Origin of the sequence: Shewanella sp. SM23, assembly GCF_025654295.1 — a bacterium.
Classification (GTDB): Bacteria; Pseudomonadota; Gammaproteobacteria; order Enterobacterales; family Shewanellaceae; genus Shewanella; species Shewanella oncorhynchi.
On record NZ_JAKKRM010000011.1, the window covers coordinates 15009 to 33289 of the forward strand.

Sequence of the window (18281 nt, forward strand, 5' to 3'; positions counted from 1 at the left end):
TTCCAGTAACTGTAAGCTTTAGCCTTGCATCATACCACTTACTAATTATTTAACGCTATAGGACATACCTATGCCTCACTTGTCGCCCTTAGCCCTTCTGTTATTATCCTTAGGCGCAACTTCATCCTATGGCGCTCCGGTCAATGAAAAAGACGAACACGCCGCAGAGTCGGTCAGCCAGCATGAACATGAAGCCGTCCATGAACAAGATAGCCATGATGACAAACATACCGATGAACACGGTGATGAGCATGACGAGGGAATGGAACGAATTTTGGTTCAGTCCACTCGTTTAGGGCGGGTAGTTGATGATCAGCCCATGAGGGTTGAAGTGGTCACTCACGAGGAAATCGAGGAAAAGGCGGCTATGCGGCCAGGAAACATTTCCATGATGTTAGCAGAAACGGGTGGGGTACGAGTGCAAACCACTTCACCCGCTCTCGGTAGCGCAAATGTGCGTTTGCAGGGAATGGATGGCCGCTACACTCAATTGCTGGCAGATGGTCTGCCGCTATACGGCAATCAAGCATCATCACTAGGTTTACTGCAAATTCCGCCTACGGATCTGGGACAGGTAGAGGTTATAAAGGGCTCGGCTTCATCCCTCTATGGTGGCTCGGCTTTAGGCGGGGTTATTAATTTGGTCTCTAGACGACCGGGCGATGAATTTGCTGGCGAGACACTCCTTAACCTGACCTCTAAAAATGGCCAAGATTTTACGGGTTACGCCGAATCTCCCCTCAGCGACAATCTCAAGGGATCTATTACAGCAGGTGCCCATTATCAAACCATCGAAGATATAGATGCCGATGGCTGGGCCGATCTGCCGGAATATGAACGTTACACCCTGAGACCAAGGCTGTTTCATGAAGGTGACAATGGCGATAACCTCTATGTGACTGCTGGCTACATGACTGAAAATCGTCGTGGCGGAACGCTAAATGGGTACACAGTGGCCGATGGTAATCCCTTTGTCGAGACTCAGAACTCAGAGCGTATGGATGCTGGTCTTGTCTATCATAGACCCGTTGCCGATACTTTGACCTTTAGTACCCGCGCCTCCGCCATGGTGCAGGAACATTTCCACGGCTATGGGGTTGATAACGACAACGATAAGCATGGCAATTACTTGCTAGAGACCAGCCTGTCTGGCTATCGCGACAATCTAGATTGGGTGATTGGTGCGGCGTATCAATCAGATACTTATGAATCGGACAACTATTCCGACTTTGACTATTCATTCGACGTGCCAGGGCTTTTTGCAATGGTGGACTACAGCTTGATGGAGGATTTGATCGCTTCTGTCAGCGCCCGTATGGATCACCATAGCCAATATGGTACCGAGTTTAGCCCCCGATTCTCACTCTTGTACCGTGCCGATGGTTTCACAGTACGCGGCTCCTATGGTCAAGGCTATTACGCACCAACCCCATTTGTAGAAGAAATCGAAGCCGCAGGCTTGTCGCGACTTGAGCCTCTTGGGGAGCTCAAGGCAGAAACCGCTCAAACGGCCTCAGTCGATTTTACCTACCGCTTCGATGATTTAGAAACTAGCCTTACCCTATTTGGTTCGAATATCCGTAATGTGACCAAGCTTGAGGCTTTTTCCTTTGAAAACAATGATACCTTCGACAGAGTTCGTCTCGTCAATGCTGAGGGAGAAAGCCAGATCCGCGGTTCAGAAATACTACTACGCTACTACCTTGGCGATCTCAAGCTGACAGCAAGTTACCTTTATCTGGATGCAACTGAGTCGACTCAAGGCCGAACGTCTCGCCGCGAGATTGCATTGACGCCCAAACACTCCGCAGGATTCGTGGCGATGTGGGAGCAACACGGTAACTTTCGTGCAGGGTTCGAAGCCTATTACACTGGTATTCAACGTCTTAATGACAACCCTTATCTGACCGAGTCTGAGCCCTACTGGCATCTTGGCCTGATGGGTGAAATGACCTTTGGCCGCTACAGTTGGTTTATCAATCTGGAGAATCTGCTAGACATTAAACAAAGCGATACTCATCCGCTGCTGTTGCCCGAAAGGACTCCTGCGGGACAGTGGACAACTGATATCTGGTCGCGTAACGATGGATTTATTGCCAATGCAGGAGTCAGGATTAAATTTGGCTAAGCCCGTATGCCGAGTGTAGTGTTATAGCAACTTTTGGCGCATTTATCCTTTGTTGATATTCGCTGAGTGGCAAAAGGATTTTTATTAGTCCAAAATCATAACTCTCTGATTATAAATTATTAGGCGTTTATGCACTTGTCCATGAGTTATAAAAATGCTTCGAAATGGGGCTTATTAGTCCTGTTGATTGGATTGGTGCTAAGCACGTTATTAACAGGGTTGACGGGGCGCATGAACGCCAAAAAAATTGACCAAGCCTTGCGCGAAGACGCGGAGCAAATCAGTGAGAACGTGATTAACCGTATCACCTTATATCAATATGGTTTACGCGGTGCACGCGGCACGATAATCACTGCGGGTGAGCATGATATTAGTCGTGCTAGCTTCCATCGTTATAGTTTAACGCGGGATGTGGACCATGAGTTTCCCGGCGCCCGTGGATTTGGCTTTATTCGTCGAGTACCCAGTCCCGATGAAGCGGCATTTATAGCAAGAGCTCGTCAAGATGATTGGTCTGACTTTAATATTCGCCAACTTAACGCTCATGATGGCGAAAGATACGTTATTGAATATATTGAGCCTGTAGACCGCAATAAAGCTGCCGTTGGCTTAGATATTGCCTCAGAGGCACATCGTAAAGCCGCTGCCGATGCGGCTATGTTATCCGGTGAAGTGCGCTTGTCTGCACCCATCACATTAGTGCAGGCTACGGGTAGGCCGCTACAATCATTCTTAATTCTGCAGCCTATTTATCGCACGGGTTTAGTACCTAAATCACAACAGGAAAGACTTTCGGCCGGGTATGGTTGGAGTTACGCCCCCTTAGTGACGAACGAAGTTCTAATGGGATTAGCGTTGAATCAGAAGATGACCAAGCTGTTGCTTAGCGATATCACCCAAGCTGAGCGTCCCATCAGTTTTTTTGAAACACACCCTGATGAGGCGTCTCCACTATCTGCATATCGCCATAAAATGACGAAAGACATTTTTGGTCGTAAATGGCAGATAGAAGTCATCGCTTATCCATCCTTTATTAAGTCATTGCATCTTAATCAACCCAGTTTAGTGCTGTTGAGTGGCAGTTTGTTTAGCCTGCTTTTAGCTGCGTTAATTGCCATGTGGTCCATCAGTTTGCAGCGTAAGCAGCAGGTGCTGCTTGAACAGGCTAGGCGCGCCAGCATGCTGGAGCATTCCCTCGATGGCATTATCAGTTATGACACTAAAGGCCAAATTACCAGTTGGAACCAAGGTGCTGAGCAGTTATTTGGCTATACCGAGGCGCACGCTCTTGGCCAGTCGTGTTGTAAATTGATTGTTCCTGCCAGCATAGTGCAGGAAGAAAGAGCATTATTCGCCGAAGTGTTAGCGGGGAAAACCTCTTTAAATCGGATAACTAGCCATCAACGACAGGATGGTAGCCATTTATCGACCTCAACTACGGCCGTGCCTATTTATGACGAGCACGGCAAGATTGCTGGCATGAGCCAAACGATCCGCGATATTACAGCGCAGCTTGAAGCTGAACGACATATTTTAAGCTTGAATGCGAGTCTCGAACGGCAAGTCAGCAAGCGTACCCATGCGTTGCAGCAGGCGTTACTCGAAAACCAAACCTTGCTCGACACTATTAATCAACAGCTACTCTATTCCGTTACTGACCCCAATGGTGTCATCTTAGAGGTGAATGATAATTTTTGCCGCATTAGTAGCTATGCGCGTGAGCAAGTGGTGGGGAAAACCCATGCAATACTCCAGTCGGGTGAACATGATGTGTCTTTCTGGCGAGCTATGTGGCAACAGATAAACGTGGGACAGTCTTGGCACGGTGAAATCTGCAATCGTGATAAGCACCAAGCATTGAAATGGTTCGATACTGTGATAGGTCCAGTATTTGATGAATACGGTAAAATTGAACGTTATGTTGCATTACAAATCGATATCACCGACCGTAAGTTGACACAGATTGAGAAAAATAACTTAGGGTCATTACTGACTAACGTGCTCGATGCCGCCTCTGAAATGTCCATCATAGCCACTGATGTGCAAGGGAATATCACCATTTTTAACCGTGGAGCAGAGCGCTTACTCGGTTATTCAGCCGAGGAAATGATAGGTCAATCTACCCCTGCGCCTCTGCATTTGCTCGAGGAGGTGATGATAAGGTCTGCAGAGTTATCCGCTGAATATGGTAAAGACATTCAAGGCTTTGATGTTTTCATCTATAAGGCAAGAGCCGAAGGTTCTGAAACCCGCAATTGGACCTATGTGCGTAAAGACGGCAGTCAATTTCAAGTGTCTCTTTCTGTCACTGCGATGCGTGACAGTGTTGGCGAGATTATTGGCTATTTAGGCATTGGTGTCGATGTATCACTGATGTTGCTGCAGCAAGAAGCACTGATAACGGCCAGTAACCATTTAAGTAAGGCCGCCGAAGTGGCTCAGTTAGGTATTTGGACTTGGAATTTGTTCAATAACTCATTTGAGTGGAACGAGCGTATGTTTGCGATTTACGATCAGCCTGAAAGTCTTCGGGAACAAGGATTAACCTATGAGCACTGGTCTATGCGGGTTCATCCTGACGATATTGTTGTTGCCGATGCTAAATTAAAGGCTGCCCTTCAAGGAATTGATCTGTATGACTCTATTTTTAGGGTGGTAAGAACAGACGGTACGATTCGTTATGTTCAGGCAGCCGCCCAAGTTGAGCGCGATAAGCATGGTAATACTATTAGAGTGATTGGGATTAATTTAGATATCACAGAGCAGCGCCAGTTAGAAGAGACTTTGAGGGCGGCGAAACATGAAGCTGATGCAGCGAGTGCGGCTAAGTCTGCATTTTTAGCCAATATGAGCCATGAAATTCGCACCCCAATGAATGCTGTATTAGGTATGCTGCAACTTATTCAACACACTGCACTTTCTGTGCAGCAACAAGATTATATTAATAAAACACAAATCGCAGCGAAGTCATTGTTAGGGTTATTAAATGACATCCTTGATTTCTCTAAGATAGATGCGGGAAAACTCACCCTAGATCCTCATCCTTGTTCGATTGAATTGCTGATGCGGGACCTTGCCGTTGTATTGTCAGGTAACCATGGCGATAAGGATGTCGAGGTGATGTTTGACCTAGACACGGCTTTGCCGTCTTGGCTGTTAGCAGATCAACTTAGATTGCAACAAATCCTCGTTAACCTCGCGGGAAATGCCCTTAAATTCACTCACCAAGGTCAAGTGATTGTCGGTATTGAATGTTTACGACATGAGGCTAATATAGTCACAGTACAAATTTCAATCACCGATACGGGTATTGGTATCAGTGACGAGCAGATTGAGCGGATTTTTACCGGATTTGAACAGGCAGAATCCTCAACATCCCGCCGTTTTGGTGGCTCAGGGTTAGGGCTAGCGATCAGTAAAAGGCTCGTTGAGCTCATGGGAGGGCAGTTACAGGTAACGAGTCAAATAGGTGTGGGTAGTCGTTTCTGGTTTGATGTGACGTTTCCAATTATGACGGAGAAAGAGAGTGAGCGGATTGATCTCTCTAAATATCGTATTTTGGTTGTTGATGATAATCAGCTAACAACAGAGATTTTACATAAAGTGTTAACGGGGTTCGGTTGTGAAGTTGAAACTGCATCTGGCGGTTACGAAGCCCTTGATAAGGTAAAGCAATCAAAGCCCTTTGATGTTGTGTTAATGGACTGGAGAATGTCTGACCTTGATGGGCTGCAGACTGCAGAGATGATACAAAACACAACTTCTGTTAGCCCCCCCCCATTAGTGGTAATGCTAACAGCCTATGGCCATGAAGTGATTGCCGACAGTCAGTATATTAAAAATGTCCCTTTCGTTAATTTCCTCACTAAACCTGTGACCTCGCAGACTTTGGCTGAAGCAGTAATGAATGCTATCGAAGGCAAGACAACGGATGTGCACCCCAAGCCACTTTCACAGCGGTTACTCTCAGGGTTAAGTATTCTAGTCGTCGAAGATAATCAACTCAATCGACAAGTTATCGATGAGCTACTGAGTTACGAAGGTGCAAGTGTGGTACTCGCCGACGGCGGATTGGAAGGTGTATATCAAGTACTAGAAAGTAGCGATTTATTCGATATCGTTATTATGGACGTGCAAATGCCGGACATAGATGGCCTCGAAGCAACTCGCCGTATTCGTGCTGATGGACGTTTTTCTGAACTCCCCATACTTGCAATGACTGCCAATGCTTCACCATCCGATAGGCAAGAGTGTCTCAATGCGGGTATGAATGACCATGTTGGCAAACCCATCGATATGCCATTATTACTACCGAGTATTTTGCGCTTAGTTGGCCGTGAGGATATGACCTCTGCTGAATCTGAAATGCACAGTCCCGAAGCGACGCAGGAGCAGAGTGATGAGCAATTACTCGATGATATTCGTATTATCCTGCGTCGTTTTGGGGGGAATCAGTCTTTCTTCCAAAAAATGGCCAAAAGTTTTGCACCTGAAATGACGAAGCAACTAAATCAGTATAAACAATCAACTAAAATTTTTGATTATTCAACTGCTGCAGCGATTAGCCATGGTATTAAAGGCATTGCCAGTAATTTTGGTGCTCGGCGTTTAGCTGCGCATGCGGCTTACTTAGAGAAACAGTTTAAGCAAGAATGCCCTGAGCTTATCGATATTAAGCGTTGGACAGATAGGCTAGAGGAACTTATCCATCAGAATAGTCAGCAACTTTCAATTTACTTTGAGGCGGAAGAATCTACTCCAGTTATTAGCGATAATGTAGAAAAGTCAGTATATTCTTCGGCATCGATGCAAAGTGTTAAAACGGACCTTAATACCCTAATGACCCTATTAAAAGAGAACAATTTAGAAGCTATGGCCTTAACTGACCAGTTAGCTGAATTGCTGTCAGGCCATCCACAATGGTCCATATTGCATGGGCAAGTGCAAGCGCTCGATTTTAATCAGGCATTAGATACGCTACGGATTATCATGTTAGAGGAGGCGTAATGCATCTTGCAGAATTAATTGCTCGGCCCCAAAGTGAGAAAGGTAAGATCCTCATCGTTGATGATCAGCCGCTCAATATCAAAATACTGCATCAACTCTTCAATGAAGAGTATGAGTTGTTTATGGCGACCAATGGTGAGCAGGCGATAGCCATATGCCAGAAGGTACAGCCAGATTTAGTGCTGTTAGACATTGAAATGCCTGGTATGTCGGGTTTTGACGTTTGCCAACATCTTAAAGCCGATCCTGAAACCGCGACTATTGGGGTTATTTTTGTCACGGCTCATTTTGATGAAGTGCAAGAAGTTAAAGGTTTTCAGCTGGGTGCAGTCGATTTTATCCATAAACCTATCAATCCAATTATCACCACTGCGCGGGTAAAGAATCAGTTTACCCTCAAGCGACAATCCGATCTGTTGCACTCTATCGCGCTGCTTGACAGTTTAACGGGCGTCGCCAATCGACGTCAGTTTGAGCAGCGACTTCCTGAAATATGGAAACATTGCTGCCGCAACGAGTTAGCCTTATCTGTGGTGATGCTAGATGTGGATTTTTTTAAACGTTTTAATGATCGTTATGGTCATCAGGAAGGCGACCAATGTTTGCGACAAGTTGCAAAAGCCATTAGTGATTCTCTGCAGCGCGCGACTGACTTTGTTGCACGTTATGGCGGGGAGGAGTTTATTTGTATTCTGCCAGAAACCAAGCTTGCCGGTGCAATTCATACGGCACAGAAAATAGTGAATGCAGTACAAGCTTTGCATCTTGAACATCTCGAGTCGAGCTTCCAAGAAGTGACGATTAGTGCTGGTGTCGCGAGCGTGCTACCTAAAAGTGATTTGACTTGGCAAACATTGATCGAAACAGCGGACCAGCAATTGTACTTGGCGAAAGAGAGTGGACGTAACCAAGTAGTGGGCCTAGGGCTTTAGCCTGTGAGTTTTATTTTTAATGTAGATCCCTAAGGGATTGAATAACATATTCTACAAAGTGAGTTATCAAGGCCGATTCTGCCCGTCGCTGAGAATAAAGGGCGTAAAATTTTGCGCTTTTTTGGGCGATAGGTTGGCAATACTTCGTGAACCATACCTTGCTCTAATTCGTTGGCTACGAGATAACGAGGCAGTAGTGCTATCCCAAACCCCTGCAATATCGCTGCGTAAATCTTTAGTTTGTTACTAAAAGCCAGCTCTCCGGCAACTTTCACTGTCAATTCTTTGGCATTATCCAATAAAGTCCATTGCTTATAGCGCGAATAGTCAGTGCATCGGGTGATTAGACTATGCGTCTGTAGACCCTTTGGATGAGTCAACGGCGGATACTGTAAAAGGTAAGCTTCTGACGCACATAAGACCATTTCATCTTGGGCAATGAAACGTGCCATATAAGGTTCGTCGTTTAGCTCAGTACTGCGAAATGCCACATGGATATTGTCCCTCAGTAAGTCTGATTTGATGTTGCTAAAGTCGGTTATCAAACGTACCTGAGGGGGGCTTGCCCGAAACTTAAGTAACACTGGAGTTAACATGACCTCCCCCTCATAAGGTGGGAGCCTTGATACGAAGCTAACCGCAGAAGGAGTTGCGGCGATTGTTTAATTGTAGATTCGATAACCTGCATCGGTGACGATAAGCGGGCAGCATCTTGGCGGCAATACGTTAGCAAGCTCAGCTAAGAAAGCGTTATGACTGCGCGGGATATTGCTATCTCTAAATCATTAGCTTCAAAAAGAAAAGTGCATTCGTACAGAGCAATGGATCGATCTGTAACACTTATTGATGCGCGTAAGGTCATCATTCGCAGTTGTTCGCGTACACCAGACCAATCCGCAGGAATAATGGGCATCACTCTTAATTCATAGAGAATACTCCGCAGAGATACTGTGCATGCCATTGATAAATAGAGAACTTACCTTTAACAACATGCAGATTTCCGAGCCGTCGGTCAATGTGCTTAATATTTTGTTTTGGTGCAACGTTATTCGTTATGTTCCGGCCTAACGGGGTTAACGAGAGTTGATTACCATTGAGTAAAGACTCGGTAGCAACCATCAGAGAATTAAGGTGTTTTTGGTGTATTTGGGGGCATTGTTTTTTGAGCAAATCGTTTAATATGCCGATATTACGCATGATGTTGGATCGAGTAGTTTTTTGGCGAAATTGATAAGATCAAACAGTATCATGCGTGTCTACATATTGGAATCCCATCGAATTTAACTGGGAATTAGCTAGATTGCGGCGATATATCAGTAAAAAAGATGAAGCTCTTTTTCTCTTTTTCTCTTTTTCTCTTTTTCTCTTTTTCTCTTTTGCTTTGCAATAAGCTATTGAGCAATCACCCAGAGATTAGTTTTGATGATGCTTATTTTCAGTCTTCTCAAGTTCAAATAGATCACCAATCTGCAAATCTAAGTACATACATAGTGCTTCAATCACATCAAGCTCAATCCTTGTTGCTGTTTCATTATACAGCCGATGGAGGGTATTTCTGTTTATACCAGTATCTCGTGATACTTCAGCAATTTTCTGTTTTCTCTCGCCCAAAATCCGAGATAAGTGACACTTTATCATAAAATCCTTCCTGAAATGAAAAAATACCTGCAAAAGAGAAAAAAGGCTTGCAATGGTTCATTTTAGTGCTAAATTCTCTTCTGTGGGTTATTTTTGTTTTCAGAAGAGAAAAAAGAGAGGATTTGATTATGCCATATACTTACCTTACAACAGAAGAACTATCTGCACGTATCCGCTATGACGTTCGTACTATCCGTCAGTGTTTGAAAGATAAACAATTGTTTGAAGGGGTGCATTACATTCGGCCGTTTGGTGGGCGGAAATTGCTCTACATCTGGGAAAGAGTTGAGGAATCTATGTTGCTTGGGGCCTCTGCCCATGATCTGATTAATCAGATGAACTAGGAGGTTGCCATGGGAACAGTAAATAGCCGTGATGGGAAACTTTATTTGGATTTTCGCTATAAGGGTGTGCGTTGCCGAGAGCAGACGAGTCTTGTTGATAATTCAGCTAATCGGCAGAAGCTAAATAGGTTGCTAACGCTACTCGAACAGCAAATGAAGGCTGGTAGCTTTGATTATAGGCATCATTTCCCTGATAGCCCTAAAGCTGAGTATTTCAGACAACTTACTAAAGTTAGCCAACTTAAAGCTTCGGAAGGACGGATGCTGTTTGGCACTTTCGCCAACCTTTGGTTAGTTGAAAAGAGAGTTGAGTGGCGAGCCAGTCAAATTGAGACCGTTGAAGGTATCTTGAGGTGCCATCTGTTACCTGCAATGGGGGATAGTATGATTGCCACTATTAGTAAGACTGACATTCTTGGCTTTCGCACTAGGCTGTGCGAACCGGATCTGGCCACCTTAAAAATTCTATCAACCTCTCGCATCAACCATATCATGACATATTTGCGATTGATCCTGAATGAGGCTGCTGAACGTTTTGAATTTCAGAGCCCGTGGCGAAATATCAAAGCGTTACCTATGCCAAGAAGTGAAATTCACCCATTTTCTCTCAACGAGGTATACAGAGTTGTAGAGAATGTGAGAACAGATTTCCGTACTTACTACCTCGTTAGGTTCTTCACGGGGATGAGAACAGGGGAAATCGATGGCCTAACTTGGGAGCATATTGATTTTACAAACAGACTGATCCACATCCGCCAGTCACTGGTTCGTGGCAGCCTTGGCCCAACTAAAACGTCTGGTTCATGCCGAGCTATTGCAATGAACCAGCCAGTATATGAAGCACTTCAGACCCAACGTGAGCAAACCGAGACTCAGAGCAACTTCGTGTTTTGTAACCAGCGTGGTGACGCACTGAGTCATCACAATGTCACCAAACGCGTTTGGTATCCACTACTGAAAAGTTTGGGGCTCGAAAAGCGAAATCCTTATCAGACAAGACATACAGCAGCAACCCTTTGGCTCGCTGCTGGAGAGAGTCCTGAATGGATTGCTCGACAGTTAGGGCACGCCAATACTGGTATGTTATTTAGGGTTTACTCGCGCTATGTACCTAATTTATTGGGGCAAGACGGTGCAGCATTTGAACGGTTGATTGGCAATGGACCCAAAGGGGAGTCGTCAAAATGAATATCAGATCCCGAACAAATAATGCAGATGACTTGGCCTGGGTTCATCTGATTGAGCGCAGAGAACAGGTAGAGTTGTGGCAATTTAGCTGCTTAAGAGAGTGTTATACTCTTGAACTATCCCCTAATGTTATGGAAGGTGTAGAACCTGACGGGCAACTAGTGATGGTTCAATGGAATCATTGTGATGATTTGCAACGGGTAAAAATAACTTTGAGTATTCCTGAGGTCACTGATAAAGCTGTTGTGCATCATCATTTTAAACTCGTACCAGCAGGTTGTGAGTCGATCATTATCGATATCTGGGGGATTTTGGGGCTTATCCATGATGAGGCATTGAGACGTTTTTACTTAGCAGTGTTACTCAACAATGAGTTGATGGAGCAGTTTTTTACCGCCAGAGCTAGTCGTAGTCACCATCATAATCATTCTTGTGGATTACTGGAGCATAGTCATGAGGTGGCGGTGACAGCGGCTATGCTTTGTTGGCGTTATAATGTAGGGCCCTTGAGTGTATGTGTGGCTTTCATTGGGGGTCTTTTGCATGACATAGGTAAAATTCACCTTTTTTACAATGCAGATACTCGGGATGGCATTGCGGGTTCTCACGAGTCTTACAATTTTATGGTGTTGGCTGGACCTTTGGAGGCATTGCATCGTAGTTCCCCCAAGATTTTTGAGGCGTTGAGTAGTTGCTTTTCGGTCAAGGTAGGGCGCCGCTCAGAGGCTTATCTTCCAGCCTCTATGGTGAGACTATGTGACAATCTATCTATGGAAGTATGTCATTGGCGCACCGCTTTTGCAGACGTGCCTCCCCATCATTGGTACGCACATTCCGCCATGAACGATCAATGGTATAAGCGGCTTGGGTGAGGCGTGGGGGCATTATTTCTGCTCCCATTGCCTTATTTGTTCCGCTTTGAATAGGATGATCGCCAGCCGGTGGAATACGGTTTGCAATGTCGGGGAAGAATATTGGCTTATTGCTTTGCCACCGTTGCTTTTGATGTGTTTTTGTTCATTGGTATGACGTAAAAATAATCTTCCAGCTCCTTCTGGATATTCGTTTATTTTCAGTAACGTGTCGCGAGTTATTTCGATATCGGGGTGACATCGCCACTGATTATATGTTTTGCCATATTGATAACGCAGTTTAAGATGCCAGCGCTTCCAGGTAAAAAGTTGGCTTACCAACGCCATGAATCGCTGAAACTCTGTCGCTTTATCAAAGAAGATCGACGTGTGGCTGCTGGTTGTATGCGTCAGACAATACTGAATAGACCATCGTAATTCGACTTTTCCTTCTTTGCTCGACTTGAGCTTGCTACATGCTTGTAACGCTGAATAAATATCCTTTCGATCAGCAATGTCAGTAGGTTCTGCGGGTAGCAGTGCATAGCAACGTTTTTTTGAAAATAATCGGTCAATGTCTTGTGGTGTTTTTAACATCCGAAGTGCAGTTGCAGCATCAAGCCAGCGTTTGACCTGTTCTAGGGGGAGGCGATAATGAAGTGCAACTTCTTGATAGTCATGACCAAGCTCAATCCTCCTGAGTATAGCCAAGGCCTGAATGTAGTGACTGCTTTTTTCAACCTCGTTGTTCTGAAGGACTGTACTTTGACGAATGCTGTTCACTGGGCTCATAAAAGGTGAGAGCCGTTTTCTAAAGAATGGCAGTAAACGTACAGGGGTTATGTTTCCTGATTTTTGCATCACTCTATAACGATAAGGGCGTACTCCAAGTACCACTTTCGCGGTGCCAGCAGGTATTTCTTGGGCATTTACCGCCAAATGGCTGCCCAGTAATATGTCGGTGAAATGTAAGTAGCTTCTGAATGTTGTGTCTGGGCTGCTATGGCCTGCAAACACAGCCAGCGCAGAATATCTGTCACGTAACCGTCCTTCACCAAATATCAATTTACGTATTATCTTCCGTTGCGAAGGGGTGTACGGCAGCATAGCCTTCACTACTTCTGGCAAGCCGATCAGGTCATCATGGGCAAGAAGCTGAAGTCTGGATAATGCTGTATGGCGTAGATGATACAGTCGATAATAAATACCGCCGGTTAATTGAGACAATATCTCTTTCATCATCAAGGATATTTGACGAGTGTTTAACACTTCAAAGGGATTTCCATCTGCGTGAATGAGCAATTCGGCATAGTGGTTATGGCAAGCCAAAAGACGTTCACTAAGATGGCTTTCCACCAAAAGCTTTTCGTTGTCAGTCAGTAAAGGCAATAAAGGCACTTTTCGAAGCGCTGAGTCGGTTTTGTTATGTCCGTGGCGACTTTCACGAACAAATAGCCAGCCGACAGAAGAGGGCTCGATGTCTTTTAGACGCAGTTTGGCGACTTCTCCTGGTCTGAGACCAGTTCGATAAGCAATGATGAGAAAGCACTTTAATATCCGTTTGGCAGCATGGTCTAAGTCTTCTAAATAATCAATTTGACGCAGCAGGGCTGAAAACAGTGCCTCATCAACAATGGCGGCACTCACATGGGGAGTAATATTGCTCCCTTCGCTTAGCGGCTGATTAAGAGGAGGGAGATCAAATTTCTGTTGTGCGAATGAGTGTAGGTTCTCAAATCGACCGGCCTTATAGTGCTGTTCCCGCTGACTGTATGTGCGATTCATAATTTCTTGATAAATATAGATAAAGTCGTCACTACTCAAGCAGTGTAGGTCAACGCCTGCGGTCGCAGCCAACCAGTGGCCTCCAATTGCTCCAAAGTACCTATTAGCTGTTGATACTGCATTTTTCTCAGTATTCAGGTGGTGAATTAGCCATTGAAGAAGGATCTCTTCGTTTAGGCGGAGGCTTGGTTGTGTTAGATCCCGCAACTTACTGACAACATGAATCTTTCCTTGGGATTTTGCGTTATTTTGCTTAAGTATTTCTCTTATTTGATTCGGTAGGTATCGGTTACCTAGCTTAGAACTGCGTGATGACGGTGTTGCTGAACTGTTTGTTTGCGTTAGATCATACCATTGCTTGAATTGAGCAAAGCTCCTTACATTGCAGGATCCCGTTGTGCCTTTCAACAATCTGAACCAGTAAACACTTGGTAGAGATGCGCTTTTTTGACGTCCCAACGAATACTCTATCAACACTTGTGGTAGATCGACATTTAGTTGAGTCTCTGCAAAACAAACCCCGCCTTGTCGAAGTTGTGTTATTGGAAGATCAAGCTTGAGTTCAGACTTGATTATCTCTAAACATTTTGTAATTGATTTGGGGTAACGCCAATTTTTGGGCCTGAAACTTAGGAATAGCTTCATCAGACCAAGGCTTATCGGGTCGGGGAAGAACTGAACTTCCACCTGAGCTTCATTGGGCCCCATACCGTCGTGATCGGTATAGAGGTTACTGGCAAAGTCCTTCCCATGATTTGGCCTCAACGTTAGCCAGCAAAGGTCCTTGTTGCCATTTAATGGTTTATCATCGGTTAATGCTTTAGCCAGAGCAGGCCATAGTGCAGGTCGGTTCAGGCCTCCATAGCAAATGCAACTCATCAGCAATCTGGCAAAGGATTGCTGGGGATCGGATGCTTTATCAAGCTTGTCTAGCAAACCGTCAATTTTTGATGCGAAATCAGAAGTATTGTGTTGCCAAGTCAAATTTCTAAGCGGTCGAACTCTACGAAGGGTGAGATAGTCTGAGGGAGGATTGATCTGCCAAAGCCCTTGTCGGTTACCCGTTTCTAGTTGTCTGCAGATAAAAGAATACCCTCGGCGGTAGGCTGTTTCCGATTTGAGGACCTTTCGCAGAGCCGAGTCAACCTGTGGCCAAACTGCCGAAAATCGGTCGTATTTCGGTGGTGTTTCAAACAGCTCAGGTAGATGATATTCAAGCACCGCCAGAGCTTGTTTTATTATAGTTATATGACTTTTTTGCCGAGCAGCTGTTCTGGACTGATGCCCCAATAACCGTACTAGGGATTTCTGTTCATGTGGAAGGATCAGCGGGTTTTCCATGCGTCAACCACCGTAATTTCATGAGTGTTCAGTAGCGTTTCGATATGCTGAGCAATACGGTTGAGGTATTGAGTTGATAGCATGCTATGACGACCCATTGATTCTTCTCCAATATCTTCGTGCCCCATCCAACCATCTATTTCTTCAGGAGCAACACCGAGACGCTTTAATTCGCTGCGCATGTGATGTCTCCCCCAGTTGCCAGGCCAGGGTAACTGGTCTCCAAGAAATGCTTTTACTCTAGCAGGCGTGAGTTCTTGCGTAATTTGGGGGATGTTGTTCTGTTCTTGATGTTTTATAAAAAATAGAAGATTTCCGCTGCCAGTAATTGCCTCGTCTGCACGATTGAAAATATCTTTTGCGATGAGTTGACTGCGTTTTTTCAACTCTTGAAGATGTTGTAGATAATGTTCAAGTTGCTTCACTGCAGTCTTTGGGAGTATCAGTGTTCTAGCAGATATCCCATGTCGGTTTTCTTTATCGCTTATCCACCAGGTATTGTTATGGCTGTTGAAATCGGTACGCTGTCCCATTGGTGCATTAACATCGCGGTGACCGGTTGCAAACGTCAAAAGCGCCCATACGTAGCAGACATAGTAATTATGGAGTGTCGTGAGTTCTTCCAAAGATTGCTTTCGCGGGCGAGGAATTTGACTCCTTAGAACGCGGAAAAAATTGTGCAAAGTCCGTGGAGGGAGAAGTAATGCACTCCCCAATTGCTTTTTGATGGGTTTAACTTTGGGGAGTTGCGGATCGCTCTCAGCCATCTTGAAGATTGAACTCACGTATCTGTGGTGGTTTTCAATCAGTTTATCTGCATCGAAATTTGAATAGCTCAGTGCAGGCTGGTTTCGAGGTGCTCGCCCTTTTATGAGTCCGACTTCGGCACGATCTAGTCCATTATTGAGATACCAGTGTTCAAGAAAACGGGTTATTCTTCCAAGGCTTAAACGACATCGGTGTTGCTTGTTAATGTCATTAATGACTGACTTCAAGTATGCCGTGCCCACGTTTTGAGTAAGCTCATCTTGTAAAAATTGAGGGAGCGGCAGCACCAAATGGTTTATTGTATTGTTCAAACATTTTTCTAGTCTTACATGTTGTTTGCTTGCTGGCACTGTGTGGGTTAGAGATATACAAGGGCGTTTTTTGTAATGTGTTAGACAAAATGTATTTGAAGATTGTACTAGTGAAATAGGATCTCGACCGCATAGCAGGCACAAAAGTAGGGTTGAGCAGCTTTCTGGGTCTACTCCAGTTTTAATTCCATTGGTCGTAAAACGAATGAGTTGACGTATATCCCATTCGGTCAGTTGATTGTAACTGCAATTTAAGGATAACTGCATAATACTGAGTTTTTCGGTCAGACACTTATGCTGTATAGCCCGTACCGCTCTTGAGGATGGGGAATGGGTTGTTTTTTGATTATGCGTTAAGGCACTATCTTCAATACGAAATGTTCGGCCTGCTGTTACCGATATTGCCTCATCTCGTTCTTGAGCCGTTGTCGGTTTTGTGGATGCGACACATAGTTCTTTAACCTCTAGGCCTGCGTCTTCAAATGCATCTACGGGATTAAGTTCGATGAAGGTGTCAGGGTCTGAAATAGGAGGAATTCTAATTCTTCTTCGCCGTCTTTTAGTCCAAGATACTGCTTCTCTAAGCACTAACTCTAAGTAGCCAAGGCCGTATTCTTGCAGGGCAGGATAACTCTTCTCCCGTAGTTTTTTAAGCTTTGACACCAGTAGTTCAATTGATTCTCCTTCATCCAACTCTGGCAATATATCTAATAGTTTTCGATGCTTGGGGTCCATCGCAACCAGACGTAGCTCGCGTAATGCTTTTTCATTTCCTGAGGCTGCTAGGTGCTGGTCATGGGTATAACGGATGAAACAACAGATGAGCAAGATAGCTTGATAAGCCGTGTATTTTGTTATCCATTGTGGTGTTGCATTGGGTGGTAACACTGCACAAATGGTGGCAGCAAATGGATATGATGTAAGATGCTTATTTTTCTTTAAAATTCCAAATATTTCAGTGTTGCTCACTGAGCCTGAAGACGTTTTTGTTATCAGAACCTTTACTAACCTATGCATCAGTTCAAATTGTTCCCAATATCCTGCTGGAAATGCTTGAATACTGTAGGCGAGTTGCATTAACAGAGTTTGCTTGAGCTCTGGATTTAAATGCTCTGGCACCAGCCATTTGTTTAATAATTCCTTTAATTTTTTGCTGATGTTGCGTGCCGGAGGAGTCATTATTTGGGTTCCCATGGCATTGTTAATTCGGAGACAATATCGACAGAATCAGATGTTGGACATTTAGGAGACTGGCGTTGCCGCTGCTGAACCAGAGTGCCTCTCGAGATAGATAACAAATCACAAAATAGCTGGTCAGGTAGTGTATTTCTCTCAAAGAGTTCGCGTGAAAACTGCTCTGGCAGTCCTTGGCGCCAGGCATCAATAAAAGCTGCAATATTTTTAGAATTGATGGATAAACTGAGCAGTTGCAATAGTGACAACCACGCTTTTTTCTCAATTATTTCAGGTGTCAGTTGGTCTTGAATGTTTGCTTCGTAAATCAGCAAAGTACCTTCTGGTGGGCGTCCATTATCCCAAAAACTTGCTGCCCAAATAGGACTATAAAACTGAAATGTTTTGCCGCGATGTTTTACCTTATTGCTTTTTACTCTCGAATCTATGTGCCCCAAACAATATATTGTTTGGGAGGCAAATTCAGACCTAATACTTGCAGGTAGAGCATGTTTATTACAGAGTGCAGGGAATGATTGCATTACATCGAATGCATTTCTCGCTGCGGGATGTAAAATCAACTCATGCTTGTCTTGGAACTTCGAAATCATTTGGGCCATCAGAATTCCATTTCGTGTGATTATGTCCTTCCTTTAATATAGTACTCACTTTTTCATCGCCCAATTCAGATCAAATATTGATCATGGAAAAGATCGTTTTTTGTGATCGTGATCGGGTTTGTTTCCTTAATCGAAGTTATGAACAAGCCCTAGAGTTGCTCAAATATTAAACTGCGCAATAATTTTCAGCATTCC

11 protein-coding genes and 1 pseudogene are annotated in these 18281 nt (G+C 44.5%); 6 read left to right on the top strand and 6 right to left on the bottom strand.

Annotated features, from left to right (window positions below; genetic code table 11):
• Positions 1-70 precede the first annotated feature (70 nt).
• From L5L98_RS14030 to L5L98_RS14040, 3 genes are all read left to right on the top strand, one after another.
• Positions 71-2128 (top strand): TonB-dependent receptor plug domain-containing protein, encoded by a 2058-nt coding sequence (locus tag L5L98_RS14030; RefSeq protein ID WP_263141808.1) that lies wholly within the window; start codon positions 71-73, stop codon positions 2126-2128.
• A 129-nt stretch (positions 2129-2257) separates the two neighbouring features.
• Positions 2258-7135 carry a PAS domain S-box protein gene (locus tag L5L98_RS14035; protein ID WP_317633958.1) on the top strand — a complete coding sequence of 1626 codons (4878 nt, stop codon included), beginning with the start codon at positions 2258-2260 and terminating at the stop codon, positions 7133-7135.
• Positions 7135-8067 carry a diguanylate cyclase gene (locus tag L5L98_RS14040; protein ID WP_014620512.1) on the top strand — a complete coding sequence of 311 codons (933 nt, stop codon included), beginning with the start codon at positions 7135-7137 and terminating at the stop codon, positions 8065-8067. The genes L5L98_RS14035 and L5L98_RS14040 overlap by 1 nt, the downstream gene beginning before the upstream one ends.
• A 29-nt stretch (positions 8068-8096) precedes the next feature.
• Here L5L98_RS14040 and L5L98_RS14045 read toward each other — a convergent pair whose 3' ends face one another.
• The 3 genes and pseudogenes from L5L98_RS14045 to L5L98_RS14055 form a co-directional block, all read right to left on the bottom strand.
• A complete protein-coding gene (locus L5L98_RS14045) occupies positions 8097-8663 on the bottom strand; it encodes a LysR substrate-binding domain-containing protein (RefSeq protein ID WP_263141818.1) in 567 nt (188 codons plus the stop codon).
• 78 nt (positions 8664-8741) lie between these two features.
• Positions 8742-9264 (bottom strand): annotated as a pseudogene (locus L5L98_RS14050) (IS4 family transposase); the annotation flags it as partial.
• A gap of 216 nt (positions 9265-9480) precedes the next feature.
• Positions 9481-9705 carry a helix-turn-helix domain-containing protein gene (locus tag L5L98_RS14055; protein WP_263141820.1) on the bottom strand — a complete coding sequence of 75 codons (225 nt, stop codon included), beginning with the start codon at positions 9703-9705 and terminating at the stop codon, positions 9481-9483.
• Between the two features lie 128 nt (positions 9706-9833).
• On the opposite strand from L5L98_RS14055, the gene L5L98_RS14060 reads away from it, so the two are divergent.
• The 3 genes from L5L98_RS14060 to L5L98_RS14070 are packed head-to-tail and all read left to right on the top strand — an operon-like array spanning position 9834 to position 12109.
• Positions 9834-10049 (top strand): hypothetical protein, encoded by a 216-nt coding sequence (locus L5L98_RS14060; RefSeq protein ID WP_263141984.1) that lies wholly within the window; start codon positions 9834-9836, stop codon positions 10047-10049.
• Between the two features lie 9 nt (positions 10050-10058).
• Positions 10059-11237, top strand: a complete 1179-nt coding sequence (locus L5L98_RS14065; RefSeq protein WP_263141821.1) for a site-specific integrase — start codon at positions 10059-10061, stop codon at positions 11235-11237.
• Positions 11234-12109 carry an HD domain-containing protein gene (locus tag L5L98_RS14070; protein ID WP_263141822.1) on the top strand — a complete coding sequence of 292 codons (876 nt, stop codon included), beginning with the start codon at positions 11234-11236 and terminating at the stop codon, positions 12107-12109. Before L5L98_RS14065 ends, L5L98_RS14070 begins: the two co-directional genes overlap by 4 nt.
• A 12-nt stretch (positions 12110-12121) precedes the next feature.
• On the opposite strand, the gene L5L98_RS14075 is transcribed toward L5L98_RS14070, so the two are convergent.
• Genes L5L98_RS14075 through L5L98_RS14085 form a run of 3 tightly spaced genes read right to left on the bottom strand, consistent with a single transcriptional unit; the run spans position 12122 to position 18086 of the window.
• Positions 12122-15214, bottom strand: coding sequence for a site-specific integrase (locus tag L5L98_RS14075; RefSeq protein ID WP_263141823.1), 3093 nt, complete (start codon positions 15212-15214; stop codon positions 12122-12124).
• The gene (locus L5L98_RS14080; protein ID WP_263141824.1) at positions 15199-17472 is read right to left on the bottom strand and encodes a hypothetical protein; all 2274 of its coding nucleotides are present in this window, start codon (positions 17470-17472) and stop codon (positions 15199-15201) included. Before L5L98_RS14080 ends, L5L98_RS14075 begins: the two co-directional genes overlap by 16 nt.
• Positions 17472-18086, bottom strand: coding sequence for a hypothetical protein (locus L5L98_RS14085; RefSeq protein ID WP_263141826.1), 615 nt, complete (start codon positions 18084-18086; stop codon positions 17472-17474). Before L5L98_RS14085 ends, L5L98_RS14080 begins: the two co-directional genes overlap by 1 nt.
• Positions 18087-18281: the final 195 nt, after the last annotated feature.

Bases quoted from the DNA above. Each gene is read 5' to 3' on its own strand.
- L5L98_RS14065 (WP_263141821.1), top strand. From the start codon at position 10,059: ATGGGAACAGTAAATAGCCGTGATGGGAAACTTTATTTGGATTTTCGC.
- L5L98_RS14085 (WP_263141826.1), bottom strand. From the start codon at position 18,086: ATGGCCCAAATGATTTCGAAGTTCCAAGACAAGCATGAGTTGATTTTA.
- L5L98_RS14075 (WP_263141823.1), bottom strand. From the start codon at position 15,214: ATGGAAAACCCGCTGATCCTTCCACATGAACAGAAATCCCTAGTACGG.
- L5L98_RS14060 (WP_263141984.1), top strand. From the start codon at position 9,834: ATGCCATATACTTACCTTACAACAGAAGAACTATCTGCACGTATCCGC.
- L5L98_RS14055 (WP_263141820.1), bottom strand. From the start codon at position 9,705: ATGATAAAGTGTCACTTATCTCGGATTTTGGGCGAGAGAAAACAGAAA.
- L5L98_RS14070 (WP_263141822.1), top strand. From the start codon at position 11,234: ATGAATATCAGATCCCGAACAAATAATGCAGATGACTTGGCCTGGGTT.
- L5L98_RS14040 (WP_014620512.1), top strand. From the start codon at position 7,135: ATGCATCTTGCAGAATTAATTGCTCGGCCCCAAAGTGAGAAAGGTAAG.
- L5L98_RS14035 (WP_317633958.1), top strand. From the start codon at position 2,258: ATGCACTTGTCCATGAGTTATAAAAATGCTTCGAAATGGGGCTTATTA.
- L5L98_RS14045 (WP_263141818.1), bottom strand. From the start codon at position 8,663: ATGTTAACTCCAGTGTTACTTAAGTTTCGGGCAAGCCCCCCTCAGGTA.
- L5L98_RS14080 (WP_263141824.1), bottom strand. From the start codon at position 17,472: ATGACTCCTCCGGCACGCAACATCAGCAAAAAATTAAAGGAATTATTA.
- L5L98_RS14030 (WP_263141808.1), top strand. From the start codon at position 71: ATGCCTCACTTGTCGCCCTTAGCCCTTCTGTTATTATCCTTAGGCGCA.